Genomic DNA, 11523 nt, shown 5'->3' on the forward strand with positions numbered 1-11523 from the left:
GTCATCGAGCTGTCAGTCGGTGGTCAGGGTTCGGGCCGGGTCGGCGGCGATGGTGCCGGTGCCGGCGGTGAGATTGCTGACCCGCCAGAGCACGGTGCTGCCACCGGCGCCGACGGTCCATAGGTCGGGGGTGCCGTCGTTGCCGATGTCGGCGGCGCGCAGGGTGACGTTCGTGCCGGTGTTCCAGGTCGACGAGAGCGCGTAGGCGGTGTAGCTGAGCGCCCCCGTGTCGGGGTCGACGGTGAGGTTGGTCCACAGGTGCAGGGCACCGGTGGTGCGGTTCCACAGGAACATGGCCGTGCCGCCGGTGAGTTGGGCGGTGGCGATGGTCCAGTTGTTCCAGTCGGTGCCGCCGGTGGGCGTGGTGGCCGTGGTGTGGAAGGCCCCGACGTAGCCGCCGATCATCCCGAGGTTGGGGTAGTAGCTCAGGTGGTGGCCGGAGGTGGCGTTGCCGCTGATGCCGATCAGGTCGGGGTAGTCGGCGGCGATGCGCCGGGTGTCGCCGGCGTTGGCGAGCTGGAGTGGGATGTTGCCGTCGGGGTCGAGGAGCTGGCTGGAGTCGATGCTGAACTGGTTGCCGCTGAGCTGGGGCTGAAGCACCGAGCCGTCGCCGTTGCCGCGCAGGATGCCGGCCCCGCCGGGGTTGACGCCGCCGCCGGGGTGGTAGACGAGGACGTCCTGGACCCCCGTGCCGGTGAACCGGCCGGTGAGAACCTGGGTCCCGTCGAAGTCGGCGGGGCTGTTGTTGCCGACCCCGTTGCCGTTGACGCCGATGTCGGTCGCGGAGAGGGCGGAGCCGGGGGCGTTGCCGGCGGCGAGCCAGAGCCCGGAGGGCAGGCCGTTCGCGGCGCCGACGGTGAGCAGGTCGGCGGCCCCGTCCCCGGTCAGGTCGCCGTCGACGGCGATGGGGGCGGGGTTCGAGTTGAACATGACCGTGGTGGACTCGCCGAAGGCGTCGTCGGCAGCGACGCCGGTCACGGTCAGGGTGTTGGTGGGCCGGGTCGGCTTGATCACGATGGTGGCGTTGCCGGCGCCGTCCGCCGCGACGTCGGCCGTCGGGCCGGAATTGAGCTGGTAGACGTACCGGCTGGGGGTGTCGCCGGTGCTGCCCTTGGCAATCGTGAAGGTCGCCGGCTGCGTGACGGTCGTGGTCCCGTCCGCCGGGTCGGAGACGACGGGTGGCCCGGGCGGGCTGGAGTCCGGGCGCATCACCGCAGCCGCCGGGGCGGCGGGCAGTGACGCGGCCCCGGCGACCGCGAGGAGGGCGATGCCGACGCCGACCAGGGTGGCCCTGATTCTGACTGGCCTCGGCAGGGGGATGCTTGCGGGCACGAAGATGCCTCCCATGTGCGCGTACGGGCAACGCGTGACAATTTGATGACCCATTGAAGCGCGCCGATGACCTCGCGTGTGTCCGCTAGCAGCGCGTGCGGGGTTGGGTCTTCAGGCAGCGCAGGCGCGGTTGTCGCTCCGTCGCTGTGTGGTCCCCCCGGAGCGCGGCGCGTTCAGCACAATGAGCGCCATGCGGAGCCGTGGCGATGGATGGTGGTTGGCGGGTGGGCCGCTCCTGGGGTCGGCGCTGGGGGCGGTCGACTCGCTCGTGAACCACGTGCCGGTCTGGCGCGGGGAGGTCGGCCTCGCGCGCGCCGAGCGCAGCGGCTGGTCGCAGGTCGCGGAGTTCGCGAGCCTGATTCTCGACGCCGGCTGGGCGTGGGCGGCGGCGGCCGTGCTCGCGGGCTGGCTGGTGAGCGCGCAGGCGCGTCCCGCTGTGGGGCTGCTGCGGGGGGCGGTGGCCGGGGCGCTCGCCCTGGTCTTCGCCACCGCTGCCTACTACGGCCTGGACGTGCTCTTCGACGGCGGCGCGTGGTGGAGCGGGACGACCGCGTACTGGCTGGTCGGCAGCGTGGTGCTGGGCCCGGCGCTGGGGGCGGTCGGGGCGTCGATCCGCCGCCCCGGTCCGGCCGGGCCGCTCGCCGCCCTGGCGGTGCCGGTCGGTGCCGCGCTGCAGATGGTGGTGCTGCCGCCGGCGTCGGAGAGCCTGATGGCGCAGCCGGTGCGGCTGACCGTGTGGGTGTCGGCGGCGGCAGCGACTGTGCTCATCGTCCGCGCGGGAGCCCGTGGCTGGGCACCGGCCCGACCGGCTCGACCGGACAGATCGTGAAGAATACTTGCGCATCGGTCCGTTTGCCTTGAAGATTCTTTCGTGCGTAGAGACTATGGTCGATTCCTGCCCGGCGCGGCGCTGACGGTGGCGTTGGCGCTCGGCGCCGCCGCCCCCACGGGCGCCCTCGCCGCCCCGCCCCCCACCCCCGACACCGCGCCGGTCGCCGCCCAGGCGGCCTGCGTGACCGATCCGGCCACCCCGAAGCGGCAGTTCCGGGGCATGTGGATCGCCAGCGTGTCCAACATCGACTGGCCCAGCCGGACCGGGCTGACCGCCGCCGCCCAGCAGACGGAGTACCGGGGCTGGCTCACCCTGGCCCAGCAGCGGCGGATGAACGCGGTCGTCATGCAGATCCGCCCCACCGCCGACGCGTTCTGGCCGTCGACCTACGAGCCCTGGTCGCAATATCTGACCGGCACCCAGGGCGGCAACCCCGGCTACGACCCGCTGGCCTTCGCGGTGGCCGAGGCGCACGCCCGCAACCTGGAGTTCCACGCCTGGTTCAACCCGTACCGGATCGCCACCCACACCGACCTGACCAAGCTGGTGGCCAGCCACCCGGCCCGCCAGAACCCGGGCTGGGCCGTCGCCTACAACGGCCAGCTCTACTACAACCCCGGCATTCCCGCCGTCCGCGCCTTCGTGCAGGACGCGATGATGGACGCCGTGCGCCGCTACGACATCGACGCGGTGCACTGGGACGACTACTTCTACCCGTACCCGGGCAGCGGCGGCGGCTTCCCCGACCAGGCCACCTTCGCCCAGTACGGCGCCGGGTTCAGCAACATCAACGACTGGCGGCGCAACAACATCAACCTGCTGGTGCAGGAGATGCACGCCAAGATCCAGGCGGTCAAGCCGTGGGTGAAGCTCGGCGTGAGCCCGTTCGGCATCTGGCGCAACGCCGGCACCGACCCGCTCGGCTCGCGCACCAGCGGCCTGCAGTCGTACGACGCGATCTACGCCGACACCCGCCGCTGGGTGAAGCAGGGCTGGATCGAGTACATCGCCCCGCAGATCTACTGGCACATCGGCCACCCCTCGGCCGACTACGCCGAGCTGATCCGCTGGTGGTCGGAGACCGTCACCGGCACCAACGTGCAGTTGCTCGTCGGGCAGGCCACCTACCGGGCCGGCGCGTCGGGGCAGGACGCGGCCTGGCAGGACGCCGCCGAGCTGACCGACCACTTCACCGCCAACCGCGCGTACCCGAGGATCGTCGGCGACATCCACTTCAGCGCCAAGGACGTGCGCGCCGACCGGATCGGCGCGGTCACCCGGGTCGTGAACGACCACTACCGCCGGCCCGCCCTCGCGCCGGCCGGGGTGGGCGGCGCGGCCCCCGCCGCGCCCAACCTCACCTCGGCGGTACGCGGCACCGGCGGCGTCACCCTCAGCTGGCAGCGCGGCACCAGCGGCAGCACCACCGAGTACGCGGTGTACCGGCTGCCCGGTGACGGCGCGGTCGACACCTGCGACCTGGCCGACGCCCGGTACCTGCTCGGCACGGTCAGCGCCTCGGGCAGCACCGGGACGTTCACCGACGCCACCGCCGCGACCGGCTCGACCTACCGCTACCTGGTGACCGGCCTGGACCGGCGGCACACCGAGAGCGCCGCCAGCAACGTGCGGACGGTCACCGGCACCGGCGGCACGTTCAGCGTGATCGTGGACAACGCCACCGCCGGCGGCTTCACCGCCGCGGCCACCTGGGGCACGTCGTCGTACCTCAGCACCCGGTACGGGGCCAACTACCGCTTCGCCGAGCCGCAGGCGGTCAGCGACCCGGCCTGGTTCACCGCGACGCTCCCCGCCGCCGGCTCGTACCGGGTCGAGGTCTGGTACCCGGCCGACTCCGGCTACAACAGCGCCGCGCCGCACCTGGTGGCGACGGCCAACGGCACCGTGACCACGAAGGTCGACCAGCGCACCGGCGGCGGCCAGTGGCGGGTGCTGGGCACCTACGACCTCGCCGCCGGCACCCGCCAGCTGGTCGGGGTCAGCCGCTGGACCAGCACCACCGGGTACGTCGTCGCCGACGCCGTACGCATCACCCGCCTCTGACCCGATCCGCACCGGGCCTGGGACCCGTTACGCCGTCCCAGGCCCGGTAGCGCGGATCGTGCTGGTCGAGGCGTACGCGGAACCGGCACCGAGGCCGAAGTCCGCGGCGACCTCGGCGTTGCTGCGTGCGGAGTCCCAGTCGCCCGACAGGTCGACCTGCCCGGCGAGGGACCCGACGGCGGTGCGGCCGACCCGATCCGCCAGGGGGACGACTCCCGCCAGCGGGACGCCGGAGGCGGCCCAGGAGGCGCGGATCAGCTCCCGCTCGGTGGCGGCGAGGTGGGCGGTCGCCGCGAGCCAGGCCCAGGCGTAGCGGTCCGGGTCGGGATCGGTACGCCGACCGAACGCGTCCCGCCCGCCCCGGTCGGACTCGTCGGCGAGCGCGGCGGTCACCACGCCGGCGGTGGTGAAGCCGGCGCGGCGCAGCGTCCCAGCCAGCGCGGGGCCGTCGCCGCGGGCCGCCTCGGCGACGGCCCGGCGACCGCCGGAGACGGCCAGCTCCACCAGCCGGCGGACCCGCCACAGCGGGGACTCCGCGACCGCGTCGGCGCCGCACACCGTTGCACCCATCGTCGCCGGGTCGCGCGGCGGCAGGTGGCCGCCCTGGAGCTCGTCGTAGCCGAGGTCCGCCCGGCCGTGCCACTCCGCCGGCAGCCGGAGCGTCGCGGCGGCACCGGGCACCGGCCCCACCGCGAGCGGGCGCAGCGTGCTGGCCCGGTCCGGGTCCAACCGGCCGACCACCCGGATCCGCAGGCCCGGTCGGGAGGCCAGCCGCCGCAGGTTGCCCACGTGGGCCAGCATCGGGTGGGAGTCCGCCGCCACCAGCCGGATCACCGGCCCGTCCGGCACCGGCGATCGTTGCTCACCCGCCTCGGCGGCGGGGGTCAGCTCGCGGGCCAGCACCTGGTCACCGACGGCACCCACCACCACCAGGTCGCCGCCGAGCAGCGCGGTCCCTGCCCGTGCCGGGTCCTCCGCGTCGTCGACGGCGAACTGGGCGGTCACCGCCTCGGCGAGCGGGCGGGCGAAGAGTTCGGCCAGCGGCCCGGTGGACCAGTCGGTGCCGGGGAGCGGGTTGGCCCGGACCCCCTTGCCGGCACCGAGCCGGCCGTCCGGGGAGACGGTGGTGCCGCTGATCCGCAGGCCGCCCCGGGCCAGCACCGCATGGTTGACCGCGACCGAGCCCATCTCGGTGACCGCGCGGGCGCAGTCCCGGGCCCGGTCCGGGCCGCCCGGCTTGACGTCGCCGAAGGAGAGCCGACGCCCGTCGGCGGCGACCAGGTGGGTGACCACCCCGGCATACCCGTTCGCACTGATCACCGGCTCCCGGCAGATCCCGTGCACCTCCAGCGCCCCGTCCGGCTGGTAGGCCCGCCGCAGGACGCCCACCAGCGCCGGGTCGGGATCGCCGGCGGCCAGCCGGCCGGCCACGTACAGCAGGTCGTGCAGCACCTCGACCAGCTCGGCCAGCCGGTGCCCGGCCTGCCGTTCCCGGTGGGCGCGCAGGCCGCGTACCGTGCGCAGCGCGGCGCTCTCGGCGCGCGGTAGTCCGGCCAGCCGGGCGCTGTGCGCGGCCCGCAGCAGCTCGGCCTGGGGGACCGCGCCGGCGGCCGGCGCGCCGGCGACGAGCACCGCGGCGGCGGCCCGCCACAGCGCGCCGGCGGCGGCCCGCTGCGCCTTCGTCGGTGCCGTGCCCCGGCCGGTCCGACCGGCGGCCGACTTTTCGGTACGACCAGCGCCCGTCTTCTCGGTCCGGCCGGCCGTTTTCGAGGTCCGGCCGGCCGTTCTCTCGGTCCGGCCGGTGGCCGCGTCGTGGCTGTCCGGGGTGGATGCCGCGCCGGTGGACGCCGGGTCGGGGTGGGTGGCCGGGTCGGCCACCGGGCAGGCGACCAGGACTGCGGCCCTGTGCAGGCAGCGGGGCGCGATCAGGCAGCTGCACCGCGCCTGGTGCGCGTCGGTGACCGCGCCGGTCGGCCCGGGCATGAGGGTGACCAGGGCTTCGCTGCCGCAGTCGACCGACACGCCGCCGTCGACCCGACCGACCGGCACCCCGGTCAGCCGGGCGACGGTGGCGTCCAGCCGCTTGTGCAGCCGGGACGGCAGGGCGGCCACCGCCGCGGCGGCGACCTCCGGCAGCACCGGCGGCAACAGGTCGGTGGGGGTGCGGTCCGTCAACGTGATCCTCCGCGGATGCGATCGCCCACCCAGCGGGCGAGTTCGAGCGGGCTGAGAGCGGCGACCGGCATCCCGGCCGCCACGAGCTGCTCGGCGACCGGCACCGAATAGCAGGGCACTCCGTCGTCGTTCAGCGCGGCGCAGCCGAGTAGGTGCACGCCGGAGCCGGCCAGGGTGCGGACCTCACCGAGCAGTCCGGCCAGTGGGTAGCCCTCCTCGAAGTCGCTGACCACCGCCACGATGGTGCGGCTCGGCACGGTCACCAGCGAGCGGGCGTGGGCCAGCCCGGCGGCGATGTGCGTGCCGCCGCCGACGCGGACCTCCAGCAGCAGCGACAGCGGGTCGTCGACCCGGTCGGTCAGGTCGGCCACCCGGGTGGAGAAGGCGAGGAAGTGGGTGGAGAGGGTCGGCACCCCGGCCAGCACGGCGGCCGTCAACGCCGACCACACCACCGACGCCTCCATCGAGCCGGAGACGTCGACCACCAGCACCAACCGCCAGTCGGCCTCCCTACGGGTGCGGGTGTAGAAGACCGGGCGTTCCGGCACCACCACCGTCCGGCCGTCGTCGAGGCGCTGGGTGTGCCGCAGGTTCGCCTGGAGCGTACGGGCGAGGTTGATCCGGCCGCCGGGACGGCGGGACGGCCGCGGGTTGCTCAGCCCGGTCAGCGCCGGCCGCAGTTGGGTGGCCAACTGCCTGGTCAGCTCCTCGACCAGCCGCCGGACCAGTGGCCGGAGCTTGGCCAGGTGCGCCTCGGGCAGGCCACCGGCGAGCGACAGCACCGAGGTCAGCAGGTCCATGGAGGGGCGAACGGTCGCCGGGTCGAGCTCGGTGAGCACGTCCGTGCGGCCGTCCTCGGCCGCGCGGGCGATGACCTCCTCGCGTACGGCGGTGCCGAAGAGCGCCTCGAGCTCGTCGGCCCATTCGCGGGCGGTCGGGAAGGAGGCTTCCTGGCCGCCTCCGGTGCCCCGGCCGAGGTCGGTGACGCCCTCGCCCTGCCCTGCCCCGTACAGCTCGTCCAGGGCGCGGGCGTAGCGGCGGGCGTCGGCCGGCAAGCGGTCGGGCTGGCGGCCCAGCAGCAGCCGCCACCGGTCGGTGGGGGTGAGGTGGGCGGCCGGCGGCTCCGGTTCGGAGACGGTCTTCGCCGGGCCGGCCGGGGTCTCCGCGCCGGGCTCGGCGTCGGCCGGGTCGGGCTCGGCGTCGGCCGGGTCGGGCTCGGCGTTGGCCGGGTCGACGTCGGCGTCGGCCGGGCCGCTGGGCTTGCCCGGGATCGGCAGGTGGCGGGCGACCAGGGTGGCCCGGCCGGCCAGGTCGGCGGCGGTCCAGCGGGCCAGCAGCTCGGGCGGGACGGAGAGCGCCAGGTCGAGCCGGTCGCCGAGCCGGTCGGTGACGGTGTGCAGCAGGCGGTCCCGGGCCGCCGGGGTGAGCACGTCGAACCCGCCGCGCAACGCCGGCAACCGGTCCAGGAACTCGGTGTCGGTGAGCCGCTCGATCCGCTCCAGCAGCGGGTCCAGCGCGGCCGGGGCGGACTGCAACAGCGGGTGCGCCGCGGTGAGCAGACCGCCGAGCAGCCGGTGCAACCTCCGGCGGGTGTCCGGGCCGGTCGCCGCGTCGATCCAGCCGGCCACCCGGCTGCCCAGGACCTCCAGGCCGGTCAGGTCGAGCAGCACCCGGGCGGCCAGGGCGGCACCCTGGATCAGCGGCGAACCGGTCCGGGCCAGGTGACCGAGGGCCTCGTCCAGGCGCAGGCCGATCCGCTCCTCGCCGGCGCGGACCGCGAGGTCGACCAGGGCGGCGGCGTCGGCGGTGGCGTCACTGCCGGCGAGGCCGGGCAGCCCACGCACCGCCGCGTCCAGCAGCACGACGGCCAACTCGGCCGCCCGGGCCCGGCCGTCGGCGGTGGTGCCGGGCAGGTGTTCCCGGCGCAGCGCCTCCAGCAGGTCCAGTGCGGCCAGCAACTCGGGCAGCGTGCCGGTGCCCGGCAACACCGCCTCGGCCAGCTCGAGCCGGTCGGTGACCAGCTCGGGCAGGTCGCAGCGGGCCGCGTCGCGCAGCCCGGTGAGCAGTTGCGCGGCGGTGGGGCCGCCGTCGGCGGCCTCGCGGCGGAAGCGCTCCCGCAGGGTGCCGGCTGCGGCCAGCGCCGCGGTCACCCCGCGTACGCCGACCAGGTCCAGCCGGGCCGCCACGGACGGCGTCCAGGCCAGTTGCCAACGGGTGGTCAGTGCGGCACCGTCGCCGGTACCGGCGACCTCGATCGACTCGCCGTAGCCGACGCCGCAGGTCAGCAGGCGTTGCAGCAGGATCTCCCGCCGCCCGTCGAGTTCGGTGCGCAGCGGGTCCAACCGGACCTCGCGGGACTTCGGGCTGTCCGGGTTGGGCAGCCGCAGCGCGATGAGTTCCGCCTCGACGGCGGGGCCGAGGCCGGAGCGCGGCGTGCCGGGGGCGACCCGACCCCGTTCGGCACCGACCAGTACGACCTCCAGCGCCCTGGCCAGCGCCCGGCCACGGCCGAGCAGTTCACCCTGGCCGAGCACGGTGGTCACCGCCTCCAGCACCTCGCCCCGGCCGGGGGCGGGCAGGTCGCGCAGCCGGGCCAGGTCGTCGGCCAGCCGTACCGTCTCGGTGGCCTCCCCGGTGCCGGCGGTGTGCCCGGCCGAGCGGAGTTCCCGGCACAGGTCGGTGACCGCGCGGGCGGCGGCGGCCCGGATGCGTTCCGGGTCGCCGGCAGCGGTGAAGATGGACTGCTGCCAGCGCGGATCGCGGATCCCGGCGGGATAGCCGGAGCGGGAATCGAGCAGGTCGAACGCGTACGGCACCAGCGAGGTGATGACGCCCGTGCCGGCCGGGGCCGGCCGGGTCGCCACGGACCGGACGGCAGCGGCCGGGACGGCACCACCGGCCGTGCCGGTTCTCCGAGCGGCGTCGGCCGTGCCGGCGACGTCGGCCGTCGGGGTGCCGTCGGCCGTGCCGGCAGTCGGGGTGTCGCCGGCAGTCGGGGCGGCGGCGGCCGGCGGGGTGGCGAGCAGGGCCGGGGCGTGGAACGCCCCGACGACGGCGGCGACCCGCCGGCCGTTCGCGCCGGCCTCGGCCAGCACCCGGCGCATGTGGCGCTCGCGGGCCAGGTCCCGGGCCGGTACGCCGTCACCGCTGGCGCTGTCGGCCCGCATCGCCCAGCCGACGCCGAGGGCGGCCCGGCGGACCGCCTCGGGCGGGCAGCCCGGGGCGCGCACCTCGACCACCCGGTCCCACAGGTCGTCGCCGTCGCGGCCGGTGCCGCTGGCGCGCAGGGCGGCGGCGTAGTCGGACGGGCGCAGGCCGGGCGGCGGCTCACCGGCCTCCGGGTCGCCACCGCCGGTCGGGTGGGGGCCGCCGGCGGTCGGCTCCGGATCGGCGGTCAGGTCGGTGCCGGCGGTCAGGCCCTCGGGGCCGACGGTCAGGTCGCCGGCGTCGCCGCTCCAGCCGGGGTCGGCCAGCGGCAGGTCGCAGCAGAGCACCTCGACGCCGCGCTGCCGGGCCCAGCGGAGCGCGGCCAGCTCCGGGGAGAAGTCGGCGAACGGGTAGAACCCGGTCGGCCCGTCCTCGCCGTGGCTGCCGACCAGGGCCAGCGGGGCCCGGGCGGCGGGGTCCGCGAGGTACGGCAGCCAGGGCTGGAAGTCGGCCGGCAGCTCGATGCAGACCACCTCGGCCGAGGCGGCGTCGAGCAGCGCCGGGAGGACCGCCGCCAGCGCCGGGCTGTGGTGCCGCACCCCGATCAGGTACGGCCGCACCGCACCGGCGAGCGCGTCGACCACGGCTCGCGGGTCGACCGGCGACGGGTGCGCGTGTGCCGCCGACGGCGGGTGGCCGGTCGGCGGTGGTGCGATCGCTGGGTGCTCGGTCGGTGCAGCGCCACCGGGTGCCGTGCGGGATGCCATGGTCACCGCAGGTTCTCCCGCAGGTCCCAGAGGCGACGCCACATCGCGGAGCCGTCCTCGGCGCGGCGACGGACCGGGCCGTCCCAGTAGCCGAGCAGCCGGGCGTGGTCGTTCTGGTCGTCCTTGCGGACCACGCCGAGCAGGTGCCCGGGCACCAGCTCGAGCCCGTCCGCGCCGGGCAGGTACGCGGCGGCCAGCCCGAGCGACGCCGCGACCTGCACCGCCTCGGCGGTGGACATGACCGTGCCGGGCCGTTCCACGTCCCAGCCCTCGCCCGACCGGCCGGAACGCAGATCGCGGAACACCGTGACCAGGGCGTCCAGCACCGCGTCGTCCACGGTGTAGGCCGCCCCGGCGCGCTGCACGGCGGCGGTGGCCTGCCGACGGATCAGGTCGGTCTCGGTCTGCGCGTCCGCGATCGGGTGGACGGTCTCGAAGTTGAACCGGCGCTTGAGGGCCGAGGACATCTCCGACACGCCCCGGTCCCGCAGGTTGGCGGTGGCGATCACCGTGAACCCGGGTGCCGCGCGGATCAGGCCGTCGTCGGTGCCGCTGAGCTCCGGCACGTTCATCCGCCGGTCGGACAGGATCGACACCAGTGCGTCCTGCACCTCGGGCAGGCAGCGGGTGACCTCCTCGATGCGGACCACCCGGCCGGTGCGCATGGCGGTCAGCACCGGCGAGTCGACCAGCGCCTGCGGGGTCGGGCCCTGGGCGAGCAGCAGGGCGTAGTTCCAGCCGTACCGCAACGCGTCCTCGGTGGTGCCGGCGGTGCCCTGCACCGTCAGCGCGCTGGTGCCGCAGACCGCGGCGGCCAGCAGCTCGGAGAGCATGGACTTGGCGGTGCCGGGCTCACCGACCAGCAACAGGCCTCGCTCGCCGGCCAGGGTGACCACGCACCGCTCGACCAGGCTCCGCTCACCGACGAACTTGGCCGGGATGCTCATGCTGGCCGGCAGCTCGGTGCCGGCGGGGCCGGTGCGCCGGTCGGCGGGCAGCTTCAACGCCTCGCCGTCGCTGCCCCGGATGAAGGTGACCACGGCGCGCGGGGTCAGCGCCCAGCCCGGCGGCCGGGCCCCGTCGTCGTACGCGGCCAGGAAGGCCAACTCGTCGGCGTAGCGCTGCTCGGCGGAGAGGACCTGGGCGGCGGTCTCCGCCGTCGCGGTGGGGCGGGCGTGTGCCATCACGGTCACTGGTGTTCCTCGA

General features: G+C 75.7%; 6 protein-coding genes. 2 read left to right on the forward strand and 4 right to left on the reverse strand.

The genetic code is table 11. The annotated features are described in order from the left end of the window. Positions 1–12: 12 nt before the first annotated feature. On the reverse strand, positions 13–1332 hold the full coding sequence (locus ACLQ2V_RS24080; protein ID WP_425720840.1) for a hypothetical protein: 1320 nt from the start codon (positions 1330–1332) through the stop codon (positions 13–15). A gap of 190 nt (positions 1333–1522) precedes the next feature. Here ACLQ2V_RS24080 and ACLQ2V_RS24085 point away from each other — a divergent pair, with 190 nt between their 5' ends. Together ACLQ2V_RS24085 and ACLQ2V_RS24090 are read left to right on the forward strand one after the other, a co-directional pair. After that, on the forward strand, positions 1523–2161 hold the full coding sequence (locus tag ACLQ2V_RS24085; protein ID WP_425720841.1) for a hypothetical protein: 639 nt from the start codon (positions 1523–1525) through the stop codon (positions 2159–2161). Between the two features lie 42 nt (positions 2162–2203). Further along, positions 2204–4228, forward strand: a complete 2025-nt coding sequence (locus tag ACLQ2V_RS24090) for a family 10 glycosylhydrolase (RefSeq protein ID WP_425720842.1) — start codon at positions 2204–2206, stop codon at positions 4226–4228. A gap of 27 nt (positions 4229–4255) precedes the next feature. On the opposite strand, the gene ACLQ2V_RS24095 is transcribed toward ACLQ2V_RS24090, so the two are convergent. From ACLQ2V_RS24095 to ACLQ2V_RS24105, 3 genes are all read right to left on the reverse strand, one after another. Continuing rightward, positions 4256–4486 (reverse strand): hypothetical protein, encoded by a 231-nt coding sequence (locus ACLQ2V_RS24095; RefSeq protein WP_425720929.1) that lies wholly within the window; start codon positions 4484–4486, stop codon positions 4256–4258. Positions 4487–6399: 1913 nt separating this feature from the next. Continuing rightward, complete coding sequence (locus tag ACLQ2V_RS24100) at positions 6400–10194, reverse strand: DUF5682 family protein (protein WP_425720843.1); 3795 nt, start codon at positions 10192–10194, stop codon at positions 6400–6402. 125 nt (positions 10195–10319) lie between these two features. Further along, positions 10320–11501 carry an ATP-binding protein gene (locus tag ACLQ2V_RS24105; RefSeq protein ID WP_425720930.1) on the reverse strand — a complete coding sequence of 394 codons (1182 nt, stop codon included), beginning with the start codon at positions 11499–11501 and terminating at the stop codon, positions 10320–10322. Between the last annotated feature and the right edge of the window lie 22 nt (positions 11502–11523).

This window comes from Micromonospora sp. DT233 (assembly GCF_049841815.1).
GTDB lineage: Bacteria > Actinomycetota > Actinomycetes > Mycobacteriales > Micromonosporaceae > Micromonospora.

Excerpts from the sequence above, each read along its gene's own strand:
- ACLQ2V_RS24105 (WP_425720930.1), bottom strand. The coding sequence starts at position 11,501 with ATGGCACACGCCCGCCCCACCGCGACGGCGGAGACCGCCGCCCAGGTC.
- ACLQ2V_RS24085 (WP_425720841.1), top strand. The coding sequence starts at position 1,523 with ATGCGGAGCCGTGGCGATGGATGGTGGTTGGCGGGTGGGCCGCTCCTG.